Here is a 24,111-nt window from a genome sequence, read left to right on the forward strand (position 1 = left end):
CATCCGGCCGATCACTTACCCGGCAGGACGTTGATGCGTGTCATGTCGCCGTCGTAGTAGGCCAGCAGTCGCTTGTCCATGACCTTTCGCCACAGCGGCGGCACCCACGCGCAGACGATCATGACTGCGTAACCCGCTGGAAGTTGCGGCGCTTCGGCCGCACTTCGCAGGCTCTGGTACCGCAGACGCGGATTCGCGTGATGGTCGCTGTGACGCTGAAGTTGATAGAGGAACAGATTGCTGACGACGTGGTCGCTGTTCCAGCTGTCCTCGGGCGAGCACCGGACGTACGAGCCGTCAGGCCGCTTCGCACGTAGCAAGCCGTAGTGCTCGAGATAGTTGGCGGTCTCGAGGAACGTGAAGCCTGCAATTGCCTGAACGGCGAGCCACGGCGCAATTTCCCAGCCGAACGCGGCGATCAGACTGCCGAACAGAACCACACTCATCGCCCACGCGTTCAGGATGTTGTTGCGGTAACTCCACGTCCGTCTCCCCTGACGCCTCAGACGAGCGCTTTCGATCCGCCATCCCGAGCGCAGGCCGCCGATGACGCTGCGAGGCAAGAAGAACCAGAAGTTTTCCTTGTACCGCGAGCTGGCCGGATCCTCCGGCGTCGCGACGCGGACGTGATGACCATGGTTGTGTTCGACGTAGAAATGGCCGTAGAAGGACTGCGCGAGCGCTACTTTCGCGAGCCACTTCTCGAGCTTCTCACTCTTGTGCCCCAATTCATGCGCCGCGTTGATCCCCACACCGGCAACCACGCCGGCAGTCATCGCGAGCGCGAACTTCTCCCCCGCCGCCATCGGCGCGTTCACCCAACACCACGCGACGAACACCAGCCCGACGTATTGGAGGGGCAGGAACAAGTACGTGCACCAGCGGTAGAAACGATCCTCTTGCAATTCAGGGATCGCTTCGTCCGGTGGGCTGTTACCGTCCTCGCCCGCCAGGAGATCGATCAGGGGAATGACGATGACGATCAGCCACGCCCCGATGGCCCAGAAGAGCCCGAGACTGAATTTGTCGACCAGGAACCACGCAGCGAACGGGCTGAGAGGAACCAGCAAACCCAGTGGCCACAGGTAGCGCTTCTTGTCTCGCCACACCGGCCGCTGCCCGTTCCGCGCTTGCCCTGCCGCTGTCCGGGAGGCTTCCGCGAAGGTCGTCATGTATCACCACGTTTCTGCGCAATCCACTCGATTGCCCCATCGGCTTCTATCCAGTTATCGGTCACCCTACTGCTCAGCGTTACATTTCAGGGAATTTGGTCTGTTACGGGCCGCGACAGCAAACCGTGGGGCGAACTCTCCCAACCTGGCCAAATCCGACATAACGCCAGGAGGATCAGAAGCGAAGCTTCGCCTGGGTCATGAAACCCGCAGGTCAGTCCCGGAGCCTGATTTCTTCGAGTCGGTAGGCAATCCCGATCACCCCACTGGCGATAGTTACCATCTTGCAACTTTTCTGCGACAGACACCTCTCGACCTCACACCACGACGGAGGCCCCATCCGGTTGGATGGGGCCTCCGTAGTCGCGTGACTGAACGAACCGGGTCAGGATCAGCTCTTGGCGGTCACCGGGTTCGTGAGCGTGCCGATCCCCGAGACCGTGACCGACACGGAATCGCCGTCGACGATCGGGCCTACTCCGGCGGGGGTGCCGGTGAGGATGACGTCGCCAGGCAAGAGAGTCATCACCGCCGAGATCCACTCGATGATCTTCGGAATGTCGTGGAGGAGAAAAGCCGTGCTGCTGTCCTGCTTGACCTGACCGTTCACCTCGGTCTTGATGTCGACGTCGGACGCATCCAGACTGGTTTCGATCCAGGGGCCGAGTGGGCAGAAAGTGTCGTGGCCCTTCGCGCGCGTCCACTGCCCGTCGTGACGCTGATGATCTCGCGCCGACACGTCGTTGGCGATCGTGTAACCGAGGACCACGCTCAACGCCTTCGCCGCCGGAACGTCCTTGCACGGTTGACCGATGACGACCGCGAGTTCACCCTCGAAGTGCACCTCGTTCGAGGTGGGAGGCAAGACGATCGGGGCACCCGGGCCAACTATGGACGTGTTGGGCTTGAGGAAGATCACGGGGTCCGCGGGAGCCTCTCCGCCCATCTCCGCGATGTGATCTGCATAATTCTTGCCGATGCAGATCACCTTGCTGGCGAGAATCGGAGCCAGCAGACGGACATCGGCGAGCGGCCAACTTCGGCCGGTAAATGTGGGGTTCCCGAACGGGTGCTCCGCAATTTCCTTGGCGACGAGGGCATCCTCTTCACCTTCGATACTGACGAACGCAACACCATCGGGACTGGCAATTCGACCAAGACGCATGCCGGCCAGTCTATCGGGGTGCCGGAAACGACTGACGCGCGCAAGCCGAAAGGCTCACGCGCGTCAGTCTCGTGAAAGAATTCCTTACAGCGCTGCAGTGATCCGGTCGCCGATCTCCGTGGTGGAGATGGGACCTTCGCCGCGGGTAGCCAGGTCGGCAGCGACCACAGCCTCTACCCGAGCGGCGTCGTCCTCGCGTCCGAGATGGCGAAGAAGCAGTGCGGCCGAGAGGATCGCGGCGGTGGGATCAGCGATTCCCTTGCCGGCGATGTCCGGAGCACTGCCGTGAACGGGCTCGAACATCGACGGGTTGGTACCCGAGGCATCGATGTTTCCGCTTGCGGCCAAACCGATGCCACCGGTTACGGCGCCGGCGAGGTCGGTGATGATGTCACCGAAGAGGTTGTCCGTGACGATCACGTCGAAGCGCGACGGGTCGGTGACCATGTAGATCGTGGCCGCGTCGATGTGGCAGTACGCGGTTTCGACGTCCGGGAACTCGGCACCGACGGTCTCGATTGCACGCGTCCAGATTGCGCCCGCGTTGGAGAGCACGTTGGTCTTGTGAATCAAGGTGAGGTGCTTGGACCGGGTCTGCGCCAAGGCAAATGCGTAACGCACCACGCGCTCGGCCCCGAACCAGGTGTTGATCGACACCTCGGTTGCGATCTCGTGATCGGTGCCGACGCGGATCGCTCCACCGTTTCCGGTGTACGGACCCTCGGTGCCTTCACGAACCACGACGAAGTCGATCTCCGGCTGGGCCGTCAACGGCGACAGCGCACCCGGATACAGCTGTGCGGGGCGAAGATTTACGTGATGATCGAGCTGGAAGCGCATGTTCAGCAGCAGACCACGCTCGAGGATGCCGGGTGCGACGATCCGCGGATCACCGATGGCGCCCAACAGGATTGCGTCGTGCTGACGAATCTGGTCCAGCTCGTCCGCCGGGAGCAACTCGCCGGTGGCGTTGTAGCGACGGGCACCGAGATCGTATTCGGTGGTTTCCAGATCCGGAACCAACTTGCCGAGCACCTTGAGCGCTTCGGCAGTGACCTCGACGCCGATTCCGTCACCCGGAATGACCGCAAGCTTCATGGAGTCCTCATCTCAGTAGAACTGTGCGCCTTTATCAACCGCGGGCGGTTGATAAAGGCGCACAGCAAAAACAATCAGGAAAGGTCGACCTGGGCGACGCGAGCGTCGAGCTGCGAGACGATTGCCTCGACCTCGGCGTCACCGACGACGCGATCGACGCGCAAGATGACAGTTGCGCCTTCGCCTTCGGCATCCTGGCTCAGTGCTGCTGCGAGGATGTCGACGCCCGCGTTTCCGAGGACGGTACCGAGGACACCGAGAACGCCCGGGCGATCGCTGTAGTGAACGACGATGTTGTGGCCCTCGGCGCGCAGGTCGAAGCTGCGTCCGTTGATGTTGACGATCTTCTCGACCTGCTGCAGACCGGTGAGTGCGCCCGTGACCGACGTGACCGTGCCGTCGGCGGCAACTGCACGCACCTCGACCGCGCTGCGGTGGGCAAGAGCCTCCGAGTGCTTCTCGACCGACACGGTCACGCCGCGCTGCTCGGCCAGTGCCGGAGCGTTGACGAACGTGACGGCCTCATCGCTGCTGGCGGAGAACACGCCGCGCAGTGCAGCCAGGCCGAGGATGTCGACGGTTTCGGCAGACAGCTCGCCGGTGGCGACAACCTGCACGGTCTGCACAGCTTCGGGCGACAACGTCGCAGCGAGGAGACCGAGCTTGCGGACGAGCTCGAGCCACGGAGCAACTTCTTCGCCCACGGGGCCGCCGGAGACGTTGACAGCCTCGGGAACGAATTCGCCTGCCAGAGCGAGGAGAACACTCTTGGCCACGTCGATACCTGCGCGGTCCTGAGCCTCGGACGTCGATGCTCCGAGGTGCGGGGTGACAACGACGTTGTCGAGCTCGAAAAGCTTGGAATCGGTGCACGGCTCGGTGCTGAACACGTCGAGACCGGCGCCTCGGACCTTGCCGGAGACGAGTGCGTCGTAGAGCGCATCTTCGTCGATCAGACCACCGCGAGCGGCGTTGACGATGATGACGCCGTCCTTGGCCTTGGCGAGGCGCTCGGCGTTGATCAGGCCGGCCGTTTCCTTGGTCTTGGGCAGGTGCACGGAGATGAAGTCGGCACGCTCGACGAGCTCGTCGATAGTGACCAGTTCGATGCCGAGCTGCGCTGCGCGCGCTGCGGGCAGGTAGGGGTCGTACGCGATGATCGTGGTCTCGAACGCAGCGAGACGCTGCGCGAAGAGCTGGCCGATGCGGCCGAGTCCGACGACACCGACGGTCTTGCCGAGGATCTCGACACCGTTGAACTTGCTTCGCTTCCAGGTGTTCTCACGCAGAGTCTTGTCTGCTGCGGGAATCTGGCGAGCGGTCGACATGAGGAGCGCGACAGCGTGCTCGGCAGCGGAGTGAATGTTGGAGGTCGGTGCGTTGACGACCATCACGCCGCGCTCGGTGGCTGCGGGGATCTCGACGTTGTCCAGGCCGACACCGGCGCGGCCGATGATCTTCAGCTTGGTGCCGGCAGCCAGAACCTCGGCGTCGACGGTAGTGGCGGAACGGACGAGAATCGCGTCGGCCTCGGGTACCGCGGCGAGCAGCGCCGGGCGGTCGGGTCCGTCGACCCAACGCACCTCCACACCGTCACCGAGCGCCTCGACTGTGGACGGCGCGAGCTTGTCGGCGATCAGAACAACGGGACGGCCAGGCTGGCTCACGTGCAAACTCCCTGATTAGGTGGGTGTGAAGGTGGTTTAACCACCGATAGTTTAGTGCGCGCTCACTTGGAATCCACAACGCGGTAGGCAATACCACATAGTGGACACATTCGCGGGCAAATTCTCGACGGAATATGAATCCGGACTCAGACGACCCGGAAAACGACTCCGGCCCAATGCCGCGCTGGTTCAACGTAATTGAACCGGCGCGGCATCAGGCCAGTGGAGACGTGGAGCGTGAAACTGCGAATTACGCGGTTTCGGTGATCGGACGATCGACCCAGCTCATCAGGTCGCGCAGCTTCTTGCCGGTGACCTCGATGGGGTGCTCGGCGTTGGCCTTGCGCAGGCCCTCGAGCTCGGTGTTGCCGTTCTCGACGTTGGCAACCAGACGACGGGTGAACTCGCCGGACTGGATGTCGGCCAGGATCGCCTTCATGCGCTCCTTGGTGTCGGCGTCGATGACGCGCGGGCCGGAGAGGTATCCACCGAACTCAGCGGTGTCGGACACCGAGTAGTTCATGCGGGCGATGCCACCCTCGTACATGAGGTCGACGATGAGCTTGAGCTCGTGCAGAACCTCGAAGTACGCCATCTCGGGTGCGTAGCCGGCCTCGACCATGACCTCGAAACCGGTCTTGACCAGTTCCTCGGTGCCGCCGCAGAGCACGGCCTGCTCGCCGAAGAGGTCCGTCTCGGTCTCTTCCTTGAACGTGGTCTTGATGACGCCTGCGCGGGTTCCGCCGATGCCCTTGGCGTAGGACAGAGCGAGAGCCTGTCCTTCACCCTTGGGATCCTGGTCGATGGCGATGAGCGCGGGAACGCCCTTGCCGTCGACGAACTGACGACGCACCAGGTGGCCGGGGCCCTTGGGGGCGACCATGCCGACGGTGACGAACTCCGGAGCCTTGATCAGGTCGAAGTGAATGTTCAGGCCGTGACCGAAGAACAGCGCGTCGCCGTCCTTGAGGTTCGGCTCGATGTCATTGGTGAAAATGCTCGCCTGCGCGGTGTCAGGTGCGAGCACCATGATGACGTCGGCCCACTCGGAAACCTCTGCCGGCGTACCGACCGTCAGCCCCTGCTCTTCAGCCTTCTCACGCGACTTCGAGCCTTCCTTGAGGCCGATGCGCACATCGACGCCCGAGTCACGCAGGCTCAGCGAATGGGCGTGGCCCTGGCTTCCGTAGCCGATCACAGCAACCTTGCGGCCCTGAATGATCGACAGATCGGCATCGTCGTCGTAGAACATCTCGACTGCCACAGTTCTCAACCTCTCCTTGGATTTTTACGTGTCTAAAAGTACTAGCGGGTGGCCGTGATCGACTTCGGCCCTCGACCGACTGCCACGACCCCGGACTGAACGATCTCCCGGATACCGTACGGATCAAGCATCCGCAGCAGTGCATCCAGCTTGGACCGAGTACCGGTCGCCTCGATGGTGACGGACTCCGGAGAGACGTCGATCACCTTGGCGCGGAACAGGTTCACCGTTTCGATGACCTGCGTGCGCACGCTTGCATCAGCGCGCACCTTGATGAGCACGAGCTCGCGAGCGACGGATGCTTCACCGTCCTGCTCGACGATCTTGATGACGTTGATCAGCTTGTTGAGCTGCTTCGTCACCTGCTCGAGAGGGAACTCGTCGACCGTGACGACGATGGTCATACGTGAGATCTCGGGGATCTCGGTTCCGCCCACCGCAAGGGATTCGATGTTGAATCCGCGGCGGGAGAAAAGTGCGGAGACGCGAGCCAGCACGCCTGGCTTGTCCTCGACGAGAACACTGAGGGTGTGACTGGTGCTCACTTCTGATCCTCCCCTGTGCCCGCGGCGGGTCCGGCTTGCTCGCGTGACATGGCTTCGTGGATGACGGCGGGCTCGGCAACTGCCTCGTCGTCGTCGAACAGCGGCCGGATGCCCCGGGCCGCCATGATTTCGTCGTTGCTCGTTCCGGCAGCGACCATCGGCCACACCTGTGCGTCGGCAGTGACGATGAAGTCGATCACGACAGGCTTGTCGTTGATGGACTGCGCCTCACGGATCGCAGCCTCGACATCTTCTTCACGCTCGACACGAATTCCGTGGCAGCCCAATGCTTCTGCGAGCTTCACAAAGTCCGGGATGCGGATGGCGCCGTGCGTTCCGAGGTTGGTGTTGGAGTAGCGCTCTTCGTAGAAGAGTGTCTGCCACTGACGCACCATGCCGAGGTTGCCGTTGTTGATGAGGGCAACCTTGATCGGGATACCTTCGAGGGCACAGGTTGCGAGTTCCTGATTGGTCATCTGGAAGCAGCCGTCGCCGTCGATCGCCCACACCTCGGTGTCGGGCATACCCATCTTGGCGCCCATGGCTGCGGGAACCGCGTACCCCATGGTGCCGAGCCCGCCCGAGTTGAGCCACGTGCGCGGCTTCTCGTAGCCGACGAACTGCGCGGCCCACATCTGGTGCTGACCGACGCCGGCGCAGTAGATGGCATCCGGTCCGGCGAGCTTGCCGACGGTCTGGATGACGTACTCCGGGCTCAGCTGACCGTCGGTGGGACGGTCGTAGCTCAGCGGGTACGTACGACGGATGTCATTCAGGTACGCCCACCACTCGGTGAGGTCGAACGTGGTGCCCGTGGCCATGTCGGCACGGATCGCCTCGATGAGTTCGGTGATGACCTCTTTGCAGTCGCCCACGATCGGGACGTCCGCGTAGCGGTTCTTGCCGATCTCGGCCGGGTCGATGTCGGCATGGATGACCTTGGCGTCGGGCGCGAAGGAATTCAGCTGACCGGTCACGCGGTCGTCGAAACGCGCACCGAGGGTGATCAGTAGATCGCTACGCTGCAGAGCGGCGACTGCGGCAACGGTGCCGTGCATTCCCGGCATACCGCAGTTGAGGTCGTGACTGTCCGGGAACGCGCCGCGGGCCATCAGCGTGGTGACGACGGGGATACCGGTCAGCTCGGCCAATTCGAGCAGCTCCGGCGAGGAGTCGGACTTGATGACGCCGCCACCGACGTACAGAACCGGCGACTTGGCGTCGGCGATCAGACGTGCAGCTTCACGAACCTGCTTGCCGTGCGGCTTGGTCACCGGGCGGTAGCCCGGCAGACGCATCTCCGGCGGCCACGAGAACGTGGTCTGCGACTGCAGGATGTCCTTGGGGATATCGACCAGGACGGCGCCGGGGCGACCGCTGGCCGCGAGGTAGAAGGCCTCGGCCATGATGCGCGGGATGTCGATCGCGTCGGTGATCAGGAAGTTGTGCTTGGTGACCGGCATCGTGATGCCTGAGATGTCGGCTTCCTGGAAGCCGTCGGTACCGATCAGCGAGCGCGCCACCTGTCCGGTGATCGCCACGATCGGAACGGAGTCCATCTGCGCGTCGGCCAGCGGCGTGACCAGGTTGGTCGCACCGGGACCCGAGGTAGCCATGCAGACGCCGACCTTGCCGGTCGCCTGGGCGTAACCGGTGGCAGCGTGGCCTGCACCCTGCTCGTGGCGCACGAGCACGTGGCGAACCTTGACCGAATCGAAGAGTGGGTCGTAAACCGGGAGCACGGCACCGCCGGGAATGCCGAATACCGTGTCGACCTCGAGCTCTTCGAGGGCTCGAACCACAGACTGCGCGCCGGTTACCCGCTCAGGCGGGAGCTGGCGACGGTTGGCCGTCTGGGTTGCGGCAGCCGCGGTTGTCGGGCTCGGTGTCCCTGACTTGCGCGGCGTGGGTTGAGGCCGTGCTGTTGGTGCGCTCACTGGGAAATCCTCTGATTCTGGCTCCGGGCAACAAAAAACCCCCGTCAGCATCTGCTGAGCGAGGGTGGCGCGTCGTTATCTGGTGAGTTGAAAAATCGACTCAGGCGACGACGCGCCGGCCGATTACGAGCAACTCATTCTGTTTCACGCACTCGACAGTAGAGGCGCTAGTCGCGAACGGCAAACTTGGTGAGTCGACCGTCCCAGAATCTGAGATACATCGGCTGCAATGCGAAGATGTAGAGGTGTCAACTTCGCAGCAGCCCGTGCCACCGGCTCAATCATCCCACACGCCGAAACCACTTCGGCACGTCATCCGCATTTCGCAGCTCGCTTACATGGCGTGCGCGTTCCTTCTGTTCGCGGTCAGCTTCCCGATCTTCGGGTGGCCCGTCGCCTTCAGCTGGTTGCTGATCCTTCCGATCATCGCCGTCTATCTCGTCGCGCGACTGCGCACCACCGTCAGCCCTGACGGCCTCGAGGTCCGCTCGACGTTCTCCAAGCGCACCCTCGCCTGGGACGACGTCAAGGGTTTCCGCTTCCCGAAGCGGAGTTGGGCGCGCGCGGAACTCACCGACGGAACCGAGGTGACCCTGCCTGCGGTCAGCTTCGTCAGGCTTCCCGAGATCGCGATCGCCAGCGGTGGCCGCATCACCGATCCCTACGCATCCGCCGCAGAAGCCTTCGCCGCCAAGGAAGCCGAAGAGGAAGAAGCAGCTGCAGAAGCAGAAGCAGAATCCGAGCTCGTCGAGAACACACAGGACCAGCCCGAAGAGAAGCGCCCGTAGCACGCGAGTAGCGTTGAAAGGCCCTCGCTTCTATTTGAGTGGACCAGCAACGATCACATAAGGAACACGCCCATGCCCCCGTTGAGGTCACGCACCACCACCATCGGACGTAATGCTGCCGGAGCCCGATCCCTGTGGCGCGCCACAGGAATGACGGATTCCGACTTCGGAAAGCCGATCGTCGCCGTAGCGAACTCGTACACCCAGTTCGTACCCGGCCACGTGCATCTCAAGAACGTGGGCGAGATCGTTGCCGAGGCCATCAGTGCGGCCGGCGGCGTCGCTCGTGAGTTCCACACCATCGCAGTCGACGACGGCATCGCAATGGGCCACGGCGGAATGCTCTACTCGCTCCCGAGCCGCGAGATCATCGCCGACTCGGTCGAGTACATGGCAAACGCCCACACAGCCGACGCACTGGTGTGTATCTCCAACTGCGACAAGATCACTCCCGGCATGCTCAACGCTGCAATGCGTCTCAACATCCCGACCGTCTTCGTCTCCGGCGGTCCGATGGAGGCCGGTAAGGCAGTGGTCGTCGGCGGCGTGGCCCAAGCCCCCACCGACCTCATCACCGCGATCTCCGCCTCTGCCAACGATGCCGTGTCCGACGAGGGCCTCGACGAGGTCGAGCGCAGCGCGTGCCCGACATGCGGGTCCTGCTCCGGAATGTTCACCGCCAATTCCATGAACTGCCTGACGGAGGCCCTCGGCCTCGCATTGCCGGGCAACGGCTCCACGCTGGCAACTCACAAGGCTCGTCACGCACTCTTCTCTCGTGCGGGCACCACCGTGGTCGAGGCTGCCCTCAAGTACTACCGCGACGGCGACGAGTCGGTGCTGCCACGCAACATCGCGACCCCGGCAGCGTTCCGCAACGCGATGGCTCTCGACGTCGCCATGGGCGGTTCCACCAACACCGTCTTGCACACGCTGGCTGCGGCGCAGGAAGGCGAGGTCGACTTCGACCTCGACACCATCGACGCGATCAGCCGAAAGGTTCCGTGCCTGTCCAAGGTCTCTCCCAACTCGGACTACCACATGGAAGACGTCCACCGCGCCGGCGGAATCCCCGCCCTGCTCGGTGAGCTTCGCCGCGGCGGACTCCTCGAAACCGACGTGTCCACCGTGCACACCAAGAGCTTCGACCAGTGGCTCGACGACTGGGACATCCGCTCCGGCAAGGCAACCGACGAGGCAATCGAACTCTTCCACGCGGCTCCCGGCGGCGTGCGCACCATCGAACCGTTCTCCACGGACAACCGTTGGTCTGCCCTCGACACCGATGCGGCCGGCGGCTGTATCCGCGACGTCGAGAACGCCTACACCGTCGAAGGCGGCTTGGTTGTCCTGCGTGGCAACATCGCACTCGACGGCGCAATACTCAAAACGGCCGGCATCGACGAGGAACTGTTCTCCTTCCAGGGCCCGGCGCTCGTCGTCGAATCCCAAGAAGAAGCCGTCTCGGTCATCTTGCAGAAGAAGATCAAGGCCGGCGACGTTCTCGTCGTGCGCTACGAAGGCCCCAAGGGTGGCCCCGGCATGCAGGAAATGCTGCACCCCACTGCCTTCCTCAAGGGCGCAGGCCTCGGTAAGGAATGCGCGCTGATCACCGACGGTCGTTTCTCGGGCGGAACCTCCGGGCTGTCCATCGGTCACATCTCCCCCGAGGCTGCCGCAGGCGGAATCATCGGTCTCGTCCAGAACGGCGATCAGGTTCGCATCGACGTCGCCTCGCGCACGCTCGAGATCCTGGTCGACGACGACGTCCTCGCCGAGCGACGCGCGAAGATGGAGGCCTCGGAGCGCCCGTGGCAGCCGGTCGATCGTCAGCGCACCGTGACGACAGCACTGCGCGCCTACGCCGCTCTGGCGACGTCCGCCGACAAGGGCGCGGTTCGCTACGTTCCGTAAGTTCTGCCACGAATCGAAAAAATCCCCGGCCGCTTTTCGGCCGGGGATTTTTTCTGTCAGCGCTCGTGCGGCTCGAGACGCCCGTAGCCGATGTGACAGTCACACAAGGTTTTCGGGCAGCCGCACGTGCGGCAACCAACTCAGCTCCACGAGAATGCTCGCCAACGGGCCACGACAGAGGGTCGACAGAGTCGGGTTCATTTCACCTCGGAGAAGAACGCGGGACCGACTGCGTCCGAACACGCCATACTTCCTCCGGTGTTGTATGAGCTTGAACCACAACCCAATCCGATCATCCCGTCGCCGACACACTCTGCCACGACGCGTGATGGACGCTCGACCGGATCCAGGTACGCGGTGGTCCTCTCGCCTGTCGCCCCGATACGGGTGAAATGGGACGTGCTGGTACAGCGACAGTGCAACTCATCGACAGCAAGACCGACCGACAGGTACCGAATAGTCGGGCGACACGCGGAGCACCAACGGAACGATATGAGCTATCAGACATTTCAGACCGAATCGCGCGTCCGGCTCGTGAGCGAATTCACTTGGACGTAGGGTTTCAGACACCAGCTGATCAATTCAGATACATGAGGGGGGATGACTTTCAGTCAGGTGATCATTTCGGTCAGTTCGAGCGAGCCGACTTGCACACGGCGCTCACCAGTGGTTCCCTCATCAGGTCGCTGAGACGCACATCACAACGACGACAGTCAGCCACCGCCCGTCACCCACAAGGTCGACGGGAAACAACCAAGGAGCAATACATGCCCGGAGTCGGCATATGGCGCACCAAATCCGTCGAGCAATCGATCGCGGACACCGACGAGCCTGAGACAAAGCTCAAGAAGGAACTGACCGCGAAGGACCTCACGGTATTCGGAGTCGCCGTCGTCATCGGCGCAGGCATCTTCACGCTGACTGCTCGAACCGCGGGCAATGTCGCAGGACCCTCCATTTCACTGGCATTCGTTCTCGCTGCCATCGCCTGTGGCCTCGCCGCGCTGTGTTACGCGGAGTTCGCCTCCACCGTCCCCGTCGCAGGCAGCGCATACACGTTCTCCTACGCCACGTTCGGGGAGTTCGCCGCCTGGATCATCGGCTGGGACCTCATTCTCGAGTTCGCTCTCGCCTCCGCCGTCGTCGGCAAGGGCTGGTCGCTGTACCTCGGCAACGTCATCGGGGCCAGCGGAAGCACCACCGCCCACATCGGTTCGATCAGCTTCGACTGGGGCGCTCTGCTCATCATCGGCGCGATCACGCTGATCCTCGCGATCGGCACCAAGGTTTCCTCGCGAGTCTCCGCGATCATCACCGCGATCAAGATCGCAGTAGTCCTGCTCGTCATCGTCGTGGGCGCGTTCTACATCAAGAAGGAGAACTACTCCCCCTTCATCCCGCCGTCCGAAGGAACCGAGAGTTCTGCAAGCGGAATCCATCAGACCCTGTTCTCCTGGCTGACCGGCGCAGGCGGAAGTAGCTACGGCGCTTACGGATTGCTCGCCGCAGCCAGCCTCGTGTTCTTTGCCTTCATCGGTTTCGACGTCGTCGCCACCACCGCCGAGGAAACCAAGAACCCGCAGAAGTCGTTGCCGCGAGGAATCTTCGGCTCGCTCGCCATCGTCACGGTTCTCTACGTTGCCGTCACGCTCGTACTGACCGGCATGGTCAAGTACACCGAACTCAAGGACGGCAGTCCGTTGGTCGGCGATTCCAGCGCCACCCTCGCAACCGCATTCGAGGCCAACGGCATTGGTTGGGCACAAACCGCCATCAACTTCGGTGGCCTGGCCGGCCTCACGACAGTTGTCATGGTCATGATGCTCGGCCAGACCCGCGTCCTCTTCGCCATGTCCCGTGACGGCCTCATGCCGCGCAGCCTGGCCAAGACCAACGCCAAGGGCATCCCGATGCGCATCACGTTGATCGTCGGTGGCATCGTTGCCGTCCTGGCAGCGTTCTTCCCCATGGGCACGCTCGAAGAGATGGTCAACATCGGAACGCTGTTCGCCTTCGTCCTGGTTTGTGTCGGTGTCATCGTCCTTCGCCGCACCCGCCCCGACCTGCCGCGCGGATTCCGCGTCCCGCTGGTGCCGTTCGTTCCGATCGTCGCCGTGCTCGCCTGCGGTTGGCTGATGCTCAACCTCTCGGTCGAGACCTGGATCCGGTTCCTCGTCTGGATGGCCATCGGTGTGCTCGTGTACTTCGCCTACGGTCACCGCAAGTCGGTCCTCGGTCGCAAGCTCAAGGACGGAACGGCCATCCCGTCCGCGAACGCCGACCCGGTACTCGTCAAGGACTGATCCTTCACAAACGAACCGCCGCTCTCCGATTCGGAGAGCGGCGGTTCGTTGGTTCGACGGCGCGAGTTTCAGATGAGCGGATTGGCACCGTTCAGGAAGATCCAGGTGCAGACGCCGGCAGCGATACCGAGGATCAAAACCACGAGCGATCCGATAAACGGACGAGTTGCCCAGCCACGACGACCGTCGAGCGCAATACGACCTGGTCCCGTCAAAATGATGACGCCCGCACAGATTCCGAGCAGCATCTCGTACTCGGTCCCGGCCGGGGCGAAGTACTCCAGGCCGGGTGCGCTCGCCTGACGCAGCGCCCACGCATTGATCATCACCGCCAGAACCGACGCTGCCGCAACGGGAGTCAGCAACCCGAGGATCAGGAGGGCGCCACCTGCGACTTCACCGACGGCGCCGAGTATCGCCATCCACTTCGCCTGCTGGAACCCGGCGTCCGCCAGCATCGACTCGAACCCGTTCAGCCCCGGCCCGTTCCAGATACCGGTCAACTTCTGCAGACCGTGCACCAACGCAGTTCCACCGACGGCCAATCGCAGTGCAAGCAACCCGAGGTCGAGAGTGCCTCGGCCCCGCGGAGACTCAGTTGTACCTGCCACGGCTTCGGCGGTGGGGACGGCGGCGATCGGAGCGTCGTACGCCGTCTCACGCTCGAGTGCCACGGTCGGCTGATCCGCGCCAGGTGCTCGGTATGTCGGTATCTGTTCGGTCAGGGAGTTGGCGTTCGTGGAACCGAAATCGAGATCGTCGTCGGTCCGCGGCAACGGATTCTTGGCGCTCACCGTCGGAAATTGTTCGGTGGGCGAATCATACGGACTGGACACATTGCCCGTCGGCTTGTCCGCATCCGACAACTCGCTGGGATCTTTTCGCTCGTCAGTCACGTAGGTGAGCCTATGACCGATTCACGAACTCGACGGGGAACCTTGGTCCGGCGTGGCGGCATCTGCCGTGCATTACGTAACGTCTTGGGCATGACTACGGGTAGGCATGCAGCGCTGGGCGCACTGGCGCTGGTGCTCGGGACATCGTTGCTCGCAGGTTGCGCCGACTTCGACGAATCGACTGCCTCGCCGTTCACACCCGAACCGACCAACCAGGCCAGCGCGGAAGTGCAGCCGGAGAACCCGCCGCCGTCGACCACGCCGCCGGCGCCGCGGACCGGCCCCCTCGGACCGTGTCAGGATGCCGACACCGCCGTGATCGCAACCTGTCTCGACACCACGGGTGGGCTCGTCACACTCCCGGACGGGAACTCCGGACTGGTTGCCGAACGGCGGACCGGCCGGATCATGCAGGTAGCTCCCAACACGACACCGGTCGAGGTAGCCAAGATCGACGTCGACGGCAGCGGTGACGGCGGCCTGCTCGACATCGCACTCTCCCCCACGTTTGTCGAAGACAACCTGATCTATGCCTACGTCACCACCGGAACGGACAACCGGGTGGTCCGCATCGCTCCGGGTGACACCGCCAAGGAAGTACTCGGTGGAATCCCGCGCGGCGCGAGCGGCAACGGCGGGTCACTGGAGTTCGCGGCCCCGGACCAGCTCATGGTTCTGACAGGCGATACCGGAAACCCCGCGGTTGCTCAGGATCCCGCCTCGTTGGCGGGGAAACTCTTGCGGGTCCGATCGCTGACACCCAACGCTGCGCCGCCTCGCCCGGAAGTTGTTCTGTCCGGAATCGGAAACGGCGGCGGCGTGTGCGTCGATCCGGGAATCGCGACGTGGGTCACGGACCGAACCACTCTCGAGGATCGCCTCCAACGCGTCGGCGCCGACGGCACGGTGACATCCCCCGCGTGGACGTGGCCCGACCGACCCGGAGTCGGCGGGTGCATCGCGGCGCAGGGAGTGGTAGCTGTCGCGCTGGGGGCCGGCAAAGCGATCTCGGCGCTGGCCGCAGATCCAGGAACAGGTGCCGTCACGACCGCGCCGTCGGCAGTGGCGAAAGACACGTACGGCCAGCTGGGCGGTTTGGCACTCGGATCCGACGGTTTGATGTGGGCGAGCACGATAAACAAAACCGCGGGCGAGCCGGGTCCGAACGACGACAAGGTGGTCAAGATCCCGATGCCGAGTGGCAGCGGCGGGATCGACTGAGCCGCCATGTCTGTTCGGTCACGGATCCCGTGACCGAACATGCACAGATGCGTACTCTTTTGTTAGCGGGGCTAAACACCACGCATTTGCCAGGACCGGTTGGCCCAACCACGACAAAGGAGTCGGTATGAAGGCAATCCAGTACACGAGAATCGGCGCAGAACCCGAACTCACGGAGATTCCCAAACCCGAGCCCGGTCCAGGTGAAGTGCTCCTGGAAGTCACCGCTGCCGGCGTCTGCCACTCGGACGACTTCATCATGAGCCTGCCCGAGGAGCAGTACACCTACGGCCTTCCTCTCACGCTCGGCCACGAGGGCGCCGGCCGGGTCGCCGCCGTCGGCGAGGGCGTCGAAGGGCTCGACATCGGAACCAATGTCGTCGTCTACGGACCCTGGGGCTGCTGTGGCAGCTGTTGGCACTGCTCGCAAGGACTCGAAAACTACTGTTCTCGAGCAAAAGAACTCGGCATCAATCCTCCTGGTCTCGGTGCACCCGGCGCGTTGGCCGAATTCATGATCGTCGATTCACCTCGCCACCTCGTCCCGATCGGCGACCTCGATCCGGTCAAGACGGTGCCGCTGACCGACGCCGGTCTGACTCCGTATCACGCGATCAAGCGTTCACTGCCGAAACTTCGCGGTGGCTCGTACGCCGTCGTCATCGGTACCGGCGGTCTCGGCCATGTCGCCATCCAACTCCTCCGCCACCTCTCGGCAGCAACCGTCATCGCACTCGACGTGAGCGCGGACAAGCTCGAACTGGCAACCAAGGTAGGCGCTCACGAAGTGGTTCTGTCCGACAAGGACGCGGCCGAGAACGTCCGCAGGATCACCGGAAGTCAGGGCGCCGCACTGGTTCTCGACTTCGTCGGCTATCAGCCCACCATCGACACCGCGATGGCTGTCGCCGGCGTCGGATCGGACGTCACGATCGTCGGGATCGGCGACGGGCAGGCCCATGCCAAAGTCGGGTTCTTCCAAAGTCCTTACGAGGCTTCGGTGACAGTTCCGTACTGGGGTGCCCGCAACGAGCTGATCGAATTGATCGACCTGGCGCACGCCGGCATCTTCGACATCGCGGTGGAGACCTTCAGTCTCGACAACGGCGCCGAAGCGTATCGACGACTGGCCGCCGGAACGCTCAGCGGCCGCGCGGTTGTGGTCCCTGGTCTGTAGACCGACAGCGGCAAAACGACAGCGAAAAACACTGATGCCCGGCCGAATTCGATTCGGCCGGGCATCAGTGTCAGAAATTCAGTGTGCGCTAGCTGCACGCCTCGATGACAAGTTCCTTCACACGAGCCGCGTCTGCCTGTCCACGAGTGGCCTTCATGACGTCGCCGACGATCTTTCCGGCGGCCTGCACCTTGCCACTGCGAATCTTGTCCGCGATGTCGGGGTTCGCTGCGAGCGCTTCGTCGACGGCTGCCTTGAGCTTGGTTTCGTCACGTTCGACGACCAACTCCGGGTGCGCCGCGACAACCTGCTCCGGATCACCCTCACCGTCGAGGACGTGATCGACGACCTGGCGAGCCACTTTGTTGTTGAGCTTGCCGCTGTCGATGAGAGCTACGACCTGGGCAACCTGCGCCGGGGTGATCGGCAGAGCGCCGAGTTCGACGCCACGGGTGTTCGCCTGCTGTGACAGGTAGGACAGCCACCAGGAGCGCGCTGCCTCGGGCGAAGCACCGGCCTCGGTGGTCGCGATCACCAGATCGATGGCACCGGCGTTGACGAGGTCGCGCATGACCTCGTCGGAGATTCCCCAGTCCTTCTGGATCCGCGCACGGCGAATCCAGGGAAGCTCCGGCAAGGTACCGCGCAGTTCTTCGACCCACTCGGCGCTCGGAGCGACGGGCTCGAGATCCGGTTCCGGGAAGTAGCGGTAGTCCTCGGCCGTTTCCTTCCGGCGTCCCGCGGCGGTGGTACCGTCGCCTTCCTGGAAATGGCGGGTCTCCTGGATGACCTCACCGCCGGCGTCGAGAACTGCTGCCTGACGGCGCATTTCGTAGCGAACTGCGACCTCGACGCTCTTGAGGGAGTTGACGTTCTTGGTCTCGGTGCGGGTCCCGAGTTCGGTGGAACCGATCGGCATGAGGGAAATGTTGGCGTCGCAGCGCATCGATCCCTGGTCCATGCGGACGTCGGAGACGTCGAGGGACTTCAGCAGATCACGAAGCGCCGTGACGTACGCGCGAGCAACCTCGGGGGCGCGCTCACCGGCACCGTGGATGGTCTTGGTGACGATCTCCACCAAGGGAACGCCCGCACGGTTGTAGTCGAGCAGCGAATGGCTGGCACCGTGGATACGACCGGTAGCGCCACCCACGTGGAGGGACTTACCGGTGTCCTCCTCCATGTGGGCGCGCTCGATCTCGACGCGCCACGTCGTGCCGTCGTCGAGGATCACGTCGAGGTAACCCTCGGTTGCGATCGGCTCGTCGTACTGGGAGATCTGGTAGTTCTTCGGCTGATCCGGGTAGAAGTAGTTCTTGCGTGCGAATCGGCCCCACGGCGTGATGGAGCAGTTGAGCGCAAGGCCGATCCGGATCGCGGACTCGACAGCGGCTGCGTTCACCACCGGCAACGAACCGGGCATGCCCAGACAGACCGGGCACACCTGGGTATTGGGTTCGGCACCGAACTCGGTGGGGCACGGGCAGAACATCTTGGTCGCGGTGCCGAGTTCTACGTGCACCTCCATACCCATCACAGGCTCGTACTTGGTCAGTACTTCGTCGTAATCGAGGATGTCGGGCGCATCGACAGCAGTCATGGTGATCAGTTTATGCGTCTGCGGCTCAGCCGAAGAATGCGGCTGCCTCCTCGTAGCGCTCCTTGGGCACCGTCTTGAGTTTGCGGGTCGCCTCGGCGAGCGGAACGAGGTCGATGGACGTTCCGTGCAACGCGACCATCTGACCGAAATCTCCGCGGTGAGCTGCGTCGGTGGCATGAACGCCGAAGCGAGTGGCGAGGATGCGGTCGTGCGGCGTCGGGGTGCCACCGCGCTGAATGTGCCCGAGGACGGTGGTGCGAACTTCCTTGCCGATCCGGCGCTCGATCTCGTTTCCGAGCTGCTGCGCGACACCGGTGAAGATCTTGTGGCCGAACTCGTCTATGCCACCTTCGCGCAGGGTCATCGACGCGGGATCGGGCATCGCACCTTCAGCCACGACGCAGATGAAGTGGGAGTCGCCACGCTGGAAGCGCTTCTTGACCATCGCGCACACCTCGTCGACGTCGAACGGCTGTTCCGGAACCAGAGTCAGGTGTGCCCCCGACGCCAGTCCGGCCTGCAGCGCGATCCAGCCCGCATGCCGGCCCATGACCTCGACGAGCATGACGCGCTGGTGCGATTCGGCGGTTGTGTGGAGCCTGTCGATGGCGTCGGTGGCGACAGCCAAGGCGGTGTCGAAACCGAAAGTCACGTCAGTGCAATCGATGTCGTTGTCGATCGTCTTGGGCACACCGATCACGGGTACGCCGCTCTCGGAAAGCCAACTGGCCGCGGTGAGAGTGCCTTCGCCGCCGATCGGGATCAGGACGTCGATCCCGTTGTCGTCGAGGGTCTGCTTGATCTGATCGAGGCCCGCACGGAGTTTGTCGGGGTTCACGCGAGCGGTGCCGAGGATCGTGCCGCCGCGGGTGAGGATGCGGTTGATGCGGTCATCGGAGTCGAGCGGGACCTTGCGGTCCTCGAGCAATCCTCGCCAGCCGTCCCGGAATCCGACCACGGTACTGCCGTAACGACCGGCCGACGTACGTACGACGGCGCGGATGACCGCGTTCAAGCCCGGGCAGTCGCCGCCGCCCGTGAGGATTCCGATTCGCATAGTGCAGCACCTCTCGTGACCGGATTGTGGATCTTGGTGTCCATCTTCCCCCAGTCACCGTATTGCCGCAGGATAGCGGCGTTGCCGAGCCGCAACGCCGCGCCGCACGGGACCCCTAACCCGGCGTGACGAGCCCGCTTTCGTACGCCAACACGACTGCCTGGGCGCGATCGCGCAGATCGAGCTTCGACAGCACCTTCCCGACATGGGTCTTGACGGTCTGCTCGGCGACGAACAGCCGCTCGGCGATCTCGACGTTGGACAATCCGCGGGCGATCAGTTCGAGGACCTCGCGCTCACGCGGGGTCAGGGCGTCCAGCGCTGCGGGCCGTGCGCGCGGGGCCGCCCGCCGGCTGGTCACATCGGCAATCAGACGCCGAGTCACCGTCGGCGCCAGCAAAGCCTGCCCTTCGGCAACGACGCGTACCGCCCGAATCAGTTCCTCAGCCGGTGCGTCCTTGAGCATGAACCCGCTCGCTCCGACGCTCAGGGCCTCGTAGACGTAGTCGTCGATGTCGAAAGTGGTGAGCATGAGGACTCGCACCGGCGGTTCCCATCCGGCGGACAGAATCTGGCGGGCAGCGTCGAGTCCGTTCATCTCGGGCATGCGAACATCCATCAAGACCACATCCGGACGCAATCGCGCGACCTCGGCGACGGCGATCTTGCCGTCCGGCGCATCGCCGATCACGCTGATGTCGGGCTGGGCGGAGAGTAGGGCTCCGAACCCTTGTCGAACCATCGCCTGGTCGTCTGCGATGAATACTGTGATGGGCACTCGGACAGCCTAGGCGGGCATCGACGGCAACTCGGCCCGGACCTCGAACCCTCCGTCCTCGCGCCGGTTTGCCAACAGCATGCCGCCCACCGCCGAAGCCCGCTCACGCATTCCGCGGATTCCGTTGCCACCAGTGGTTTCCGACGCCGAGTGCTGATTGCCACCCAATGGCGAAGGTCCGTTGTTCACGAGCGCGCTCACCGATTGCGGACCGAAGGCCACGGCGACCTCGATGGGTCCGCCTGGCGAATGCCTGGCCGCGTTGGTGATCGACTCCTGAATGATCCGGTAGAGCGCAAGGCCCGTGGATTCCGAGACCGACGCTCGATCGCCGTCGACTCGCCACGATACCGGCAAACCGGCACGGGTACTGCCGAGCAACAGTTCGTCCAACTGGTCGACGCCCGGTTGTGGAGCCGTCACCACGGTGTCCCCGTCGCTGCGCAGGACTCCGAGGAGGCCGCGGATCTCGTTGAGCGCTGCTCGCCCTGTCTCACTTATCGATTCGAATTCGGTTCGGATCTCCGGAGTGACTGCATCGAGTCTGTACGGCGCACTCTGAGCTTGCACGACCACCATCGACATGTGGTGGGCCACGATGTCGTGCAAGTCGCGGGCGATCCGCGCCTTCTCCTCGAGGATCGTGCGTCGAGTGCGTTCGAGTTCACTGACTTCCTCCTGCTTGGCCAACTGGCGGCGCGAGAGGACCAACCAGCGGATCAACAGGCAGAAGACGACCAGTGCACTCAGCCCGACAGCCCAACCGGCGCCGTCGCTTCCCGGGGCGTTGCCGAGGAAGAGCAGCACCGTGGCGATCCAGGCGACACCGACAACCTGAATGGGCGCCCGCAGACTCACTGCGGCCAGCAACGACATCAGCACGATGATGTGGACGACCTGCCACGGGTAGTCGTAACCGGGAGTGTTGTCGAACACCAACGGGATGATCAACGCCGAGACCGCCGACACCGCCCACCCCAACGGAGCGTTGATCCGGATCAGGACGAACGGAAATGCAGCCAACGCGGCGACGAAGGGCATGATCGGCGGCGAAACATGATGCGTCAGTTGCAGTGTCGGCCAGGCAATCGAATAGAGGATCAGAGTGATCGCTACGATGACGATGTTCCAGAACTGACCGCGGGCCACGAAACTGGTTGCCCGGCGCACTTTCTCCGAATGAACGACCGCCCCGTCGAGGCCGGACAGCATCGACCCGGCGGTGGCGTATGTCGGCGTGGGCACATCCGGTGCACCCTTGTTCTTCCTACGGACCTTGATCACTCGTCAAGCCTATGAAGGCGAACCCCGAAAGTCCTCATACTGCAGAGTGAGATCCCCCTACCTCCGAGGTATCACAGGGGAGGGAATTCTCACCCGAATGCGCGTCGGAGAACCCCTCCACAGAGCGATGACCGTCAGGATTGTCCGTTCATAGCGTGAACGGCATGCGGATCACACGGGTGAAAGACATCTCTCGAAGCGCCGGCACCTGGGCTGCCCTGGCGCTGGCTGCAACGGCAGCGATCACGGTCACTGCCGGAGCGAGCGGAGCCCAGTCGCCGCGCACCGAGAATTCGAACGCATCCAGGGCGATCGCCACCGTGACTACTGCGGATGCCTCTGACGCTGCGACCACCATCCCGGCGGACTTTGCGGCATTCGCCGGTTACACCCCCGCCGTCGTCGACGGATACCTCGCCAATCCCCACGGCGACTGCTCGTCGCCGGTCCCACTTCCCGACGAATTCGACTCGGCCTGCAAAGCGCACGATCTCGGCTACGACCTACTCCGCTACGCGCATTCGCACGGAACGGAACTGGGGCCGTGGGCACGTCAGGTCCTCGACGGTCAGCTCGACCAGCGAATGCATGCCGCGTGTGAAGACCGCACGTCCTTTCTCTCACGAGGGTATTGCTTCGCGATGGCCGATGTAGCCGTCACGGCTGTGAACGGAAACTCCTGGCGCCAAAGCTATCTGACGCCGGTCGCGGAATCGGGATTCGGTTACGGCACGGCCGGTGTTCTGGCAGTCTCCGCCTTCGGCTTCACCCTGATGCGATCGCGGCGCCTCGACCCGTCGAACGAGTTCTCCTACTCCCCGAAAGCGATTGCAGCATGAGCGTTCTGAATGCGTCACGGACCCCCGTCCTCGCCCGAGTCGGGGCGCTCGCACTCCCCCGCGTGTCCACGAGCGTCGCCGTGGCAGCGATGTCCGCCATCTCGCTGGCTCCCGGACTCCTGCCGCGATCAGCCGTACTACAAGGGGTGTTCAGCGGTCTGCTCGTCGCGGCCGGACTACTGGCGATGTGGGCGTTCTCCGCGGTAGCCCGTCGGCTCGTCCCCGACCGGGTCAAGGCCCGATTCGACGAACGTCATTGGCGCATCACCGCGTTCGGGTTGTCGACTGCCGGCACCGCAGTTGCGATGTTCGCCGCCGCCGGTTGGCAGAACTCGTTGCGAGCGGCGATGGGCGCACCGTCTGCCGGACTTCTCCACTGGGCGGAGGCGGGTTGCATTTCAGCACTGACCGCACTTGGTCTCTGGGGCATCGGGATCGGAATTTCGAAGGCGCTGCGGTGGATGGGTTTCGCGCGGAGCGTCGGCGCACTGGTCATGGGTATTCTCGGGGTGCAGTTGGTAGTCGGTCCCGTCGTGTGGAACGGCCTCGCCGATTCGTTCGACAAGTCCAACGCGTACATCGACACTGCTCTGACACAGCCACTTTCGGCCTCTGTGTCAGGCAGCCCCGAATCTCTCATCTCGTGGACGTCGATGGGGGCGGAGGGACGCAAATTCGTCGCAGCAGGCGAAGACTCGGTGCGTGTCTACGCCGGTTTGGATTCGGCACCCGACACTGCATCACGTGCCGCTCTCGCGGTGAGCGAACTCGATCGCGTCGGCGGCTTTGCCCGCAACAGCGTCGTAGTGGCCGTTCCGACCGGATCGGGGTGGATCGACACGCATGCAGTCGACGGTATCGAGCAACGGTTCGGCGGCGACGTCGCAATAGTCGGGCAGCAATACTCCGACGCACCCAGTTGGGCGACATTCCTGTTCAGCCGCGACGACGCCGAAGAATCGGCAACCGCTCTGTTCACCGCCGTCGGCAGCCACATTGCCGCTATGCCCGCCGAGGATCGACCGGACCTGTTCCTCTACGGACAGAGCCTCGGCGCCGTCGGCGGCAGCGCCGCACTGACCGAGGCTTTGTCCGAGGGCAGTCCCACCACCGCGTGCGACGTGTTGTGGGCCGGTCCCCCGGCGGGCGCGACACGAACGGACGGCGCAACCGTCCTCGCGAACACTTCCGACCCGGTGGTGTGGTGGTCGCCTGCCCTCGCGACACAGAAACCGGATCTGAGCCGTGCCGTGCAAGATGCACCGATCCCGCAGTGGATCCCGGGTGTCACGTTCTTGCAGACCACCGTCGACATGCTCGGTTCGCTCGGTGTCCCCGCCGGTCACGGCCATCGCTACGGAACCGATCAGGGGACGGCCCTGAGAACTTGCTCCTGAAACTGCTGT

Annotated in this window: 19 protein-coding genes; 7 read left to right on the plus strand and 12 right to left on the minus strand. The window is 63.7% G+C overall.

Annotation, left to right across the window (positions count from 1 at the left end):
• Positions 1 to 11 precede the first annotated feature (11 nt).
• The 7 genes from ATN38_RS24125 to ATN38_RS24155 form a co-directional block, all read right to left on the minus strand.
• Complete coding sequence (locus ATN38_RS24125; RefSeq protein ID WP_030535413.1) at positions 12 to 1,172, minus strand: alkane 1-monooxygenase; 1,161 nt, start codon at positions 1,170 to 1,172, stop codon at positions 12 to 14.
• Positions 1,173 to 1,563: 391 nt separating this feature from the next.
• A complete protein-coding gene (locus tag ATN38_RS24130; protein WP_003944722.1) occupies positions 1,564 to 2,337 on the minus strand; it encodes a fumarylacetoacetate hydrolase family protein in 774 nt (257 codons plus the stop codon).
• 84 nt (positions 2,338 to 2,421) lie between these two features.
• Complete coding sequence (locus ATN38_RS24135) at positions 2,422 to 3,435, minus strand: 3-isopropylmalate dehydrogenase (protein WP_218748815.1); 1,014 nt, start codon at positions 3,433 to 3,435, stop codon at positions 2,422 to 2,424.
• Between the two features lie 74 nt (positions 3,436 to 3,509).
• A complete protein-coding gene (gene serA / locus ATN38_RS24140) occupies positions 3,510 to 5,102 on the minus strand; it encodes a phosphoglycerate dehydrogenase (RefSeq protein ID WP_003944758.1) in 1,593 nt (530 codons plus the stop codon).
• Between the two features lie 250 nt (positions 5,103 to 5,352).
• Positions 5,353 to 6,354: a ketol-acid reductoisomerase gene (gene ilvC, locus ATN38_RS24145; protein WP_030535412.1), complete on the minus strand. Its 1,002-nt coding sequence runs from the start codon at positions 6,352 to 6,354 to the stop codon at positions 5,353 to 5,355.
• A 53-nt stretch (positions 6,355 to 6,407) separates the two neighbouring features.
• Complete coding sequence (gene ilvN, locus ATN38_RS24150) at positions 6,408 to 6,911, minus strand: acetolactate synthase small subunit (RefSeq protein WP_003944718.1); 504 nt, start codon at positions 6,909 to 6,911, stop codon at positions 6,408 to 6,410.
• A complete protein-coding gene (locus ATN38_RS24155) occupies positions 6,908 to 8,848 on the minus strand; it encodes an acetolactate synthase large subunit (RefSeq protein WP_030535411.1) in 1,941 nt (646 codons plus the stop codon). Before ATN38_RS24155 ends, ilvN begins: the two co-directional genes overlap by 4 nt.
• 266 nt (positions 8,849 to 9,114) lie before the next feature.
• On the opposite strand from ATN38_RS24155, the gene ATN38_RS24160 reads away from it, so the two are divergent.
• From ATN38_RS24160 to ATN38_RS24170, 3 genes are all read left to right on the plus strand, one after another.
• Positions 9,115 to 9,636 carry a PH domain-containing protein gene (locus ATN38_RS24160; protein WP_039973093.1) on the plus strand — a complete coding sequence of 174 codons (522 nt, stop codon included), beginning with the start codon at positions 9,115 to 9,117 and terminating at the stop codon, positions 9,634 to 9,636.
• 72 nt (positions 9,637 to 9,708) lie between these two features.
• Positions 9,709 to 11,550, plus strand: coding sequence for a dihydroxy-acid dehydratase (gene ilvD / locus ATN38_RS24165; protein ID WP_007729361.1), 1,842 nt, complete (start codon positions 9,709 to 9,711; stop codon positions 11,548 to 11,550).
• A gap of 767 nt (positions 11,551 to 12,317) precedes the next feature.
• Positions 12,318 to 13,853 (plus strand): amino acid permease, encoded by a 1,536-nt coding sequence (locus ATN38_RS24170; RefSeq protein WP_003944693.1) that lies wholly within the window; start codon positions 12,318 to 12,320, stop codon positions 13,851 to 13,853.
• A 68-nt stretch (positions 13,854 to 13,921) separates the two neighbouring features.
• Here ATN38_RS24170 and ATN38_RS24175 read toward each other — a convergent pair whose 3' ends face one another.
• Entirely contained in the window at positions 13,922 to 14,749 is an 828-nt protein-coding gene (locus tag ATN38_RS24175) for a DoxX family protein (RefSeq protein ID WP_003944742.1), read from the minus strand.
• 90 nt (positions 14,750 to 14,839) lie between these two features.
• Here ATN38_RS24175 and ATN38_RS24180 point away from each other — a divergent pair, with 90 nt between their 5' ends.
• Both ATN38_RS24180 and ATN38_RS24185 read left to right on the plus strand, forming a co-directional pair.
• Positions 14,840 to 15,970, plus strand: a complete 1,131-nt coding sequence (locus ATN38_RS24180) for a sorbosone dehydrogenase family protein (RefSeq protein WP_003944688.1) — start codon at positions 14,840 to 14,842, stop codon at positions 15,968 to 15,970.
• Between the two features lie 127 nt (positions 15,971 to 16,097).
• Entirely contained in the window at positions 16,098 to 17,147 is a 1,050-nt protein-coding gene (locus ATN38_RS24185) for an NAD(P)-dependent alcohol dehydrogenase (RefSeq protein WP_218748817.1), read from the plus strand.
• 88 nt (positions 17,148 to 17,235) lie between these two features.
• On the opposite strand, the gene gatB is transcribed toward ATN38_RS24185, so the two are convergent.
• The 4 genes from gatB to ATN38_RS24205 all read right to left on the minus strand — a co-directional run bounded on the left by gatB (position 17,236) and on the right by ATN38_RS24205 (position 21,866).
• Positions 17,236 to 18,747, minus strand: a complete 1,512-nt coding sequence (gene gatB / locus ATN38_RS24190) for an Asp-tRNA(Asn)/Glu-tRNA(Gln) amidotransferase subunit GatB (RefSeq protein ID WP_007729370.1) — start codon at positions 18,745 to 18,747, stop codon at positions 17,236 to 17,238.
• 25 nt (positions 18,748 to 18,772) lie between these two features.
• Positions 18,773 to 19,804 carry an ATP-dependent 6-phosphofructokinase gene (locus tag ATN38_RS24195; RefSeq protein WP_019747919.1) on the minus strand — a complete coding sequence of 344 codons (1,032 nt, stop codon included), beginning with the start codon at positions 19,802 to 19,804 and terminating at the stop codon, positions 18,773 to 18,775.
• Positions 19,805 to 19,919: 115 nt separating this feature from the next.
• Positions 19,920 to 20,582, minus strand: a complete 663-nt coding sequence (locus ATN38_RS24200; RefSeq protein WP_007729374.1) for a response regulator transcription factor — start codon at positions 20,580 to 20,582, stop codon at positions 19,920 to 19,922.
• 9 nt (positions 20,583 to 20,591) lie between these two features.
• Positions 20,592 to 21,866 carry a sensor histidine kinase gene (locus tag ATN38_RS24205; protein ID WP_166502152.1) on the minus strand — a complete coding sequence of 425 codons (1,275 nt, stop codon included), beginning with the start codon at positions 21,864 to 21,866 and terminating at the stop codon, positions 20,592 to 20,594.
• A gap of 164 nt (positions 21,867 to 22,030) precedes the next feature.
• On the opposite strand from ATN38_RS24205, the gene ATN38_RS24210 reads away from it, so the two are divergent.
• Positions 22,031 to 22,705, plus strand: a complete 675-nt coding sequence (locus ATN38_RS24210) for a hypothetical protein (protein WP_083057481.1) — start codon at positions 22,031 to 22,033, stop codon at positions 22,703 to 22,705.
• Complete coding sequence (locus ATN38_RS24215) at positions 22,702 to 24,102, plus strand: alpha/beta-hydrolase family protein (protein WP_211920402.1); 1,401 nt, start codon at positions 22,702 to 22,704, stop codon at positions 24,100 to 24,102. The genes ATN38_RS24210 and ATN38_RS24215 overlap by 4 nt, the downstream gene beginning before the upstream one ends.
• Positions 24,103 to 24,111 lie beyond the last annotated feature (9 nt).

Source organism: Rhodococcus sp. FH8 (genome assembly GCF_019266085.1).
Taxonomy (GTDB): domain Bacteria; phylum Actinomycetota; class Actinomycetes; order Mycobacteriales; family Mycobacteriaceae; genus Rhodococcus_F; species Rhodococcus_F qingshengii.

Bases quoted from the DNA above. Each gene is read 5' to 3' on its own strand.
- ATN38_RS24130 (WP_003944722.1), bottom strand. From the start codon at position 2,337: ATGCGTCTTGGTCGAATTGCCAGTCCCGATGGTGTTGCGTTCGTCAGT.
- ATN38_RS24135 (WP_218748815.1), bottom strand. From the start codon at position 3,435: ATGAAGCTTGCGGTCATTCCGGGTGACGGAATCGGCGTCGAGGTCACT.
- ATN38_RS24215 (WP_211920402.1), top strand. From the start codon at position 22,702: ATGAGCGTTCTGAATGCGTCACGGACCCCCGTCCTCGCCCGAGTCGGG.
- ATN38_RS24185 (WP_218748817.1), top strand. From the start codon at position 16,098: ATGAAGGCAATCCAGTACACGAGAATCGGCGCAGAACCCGAACTCACG.
- ATN38_RS24125 (WP_030535413.1), bottom strand. From the start codon at position 1,172: ATGACGACCTTCGCGGAAGCCTCCCGGACAGCGGCAGGGCAAGCGCGG.
- ilvD (WP_007729361.1), top strand. From the start codon at position 9,709: ATGCCCCCGTTGAGGTCACGCACCACCACCATCGGACGTAATGCTGCC.
- ATN38_RS24170 (WP_003944693.1), top strand. From the start codon at position 12,318: ATGCCCGGAGTCGGCATATGGCGCACCAAATCCGTCGAGCAATCGATC.
- ATN38_RS24195 (WP_019747919.1), bottom strand. From the start codon at position 19,804: ATGCGAATCGGAATCCTCACGGGCGGCGGCGACTGCCCGGGCTTGAAC.
- ATN38_RS24180 (WP_003944688.1), top strand. From the start codon at position 14,840: ATGACTACGGGTAGGCATGCAGCGCTGGGCGCACTGGCGCTGGTGCTC.
- ATN38_RS24210 (WP_083057481.1), top strand. From the start codon at position 22,031: ATGCGGATCACACGGGTGAAAGACATCTCTCGAAGCGCCGGCACCTGG.
- ilvC (WP_030535412.1), bottom strand. From the start codon at position 6,354: ATGTTCTACGACGACGATGCCGATCTGTCGATCATTCAGGGCCGCAAG.
- gatB (WP_007729370.1), bottom strand. From the start codon at position 18,747: ATGACTGCTGTCGATGCGCCCGACATCCTCGATTACGACGAAGTACTG.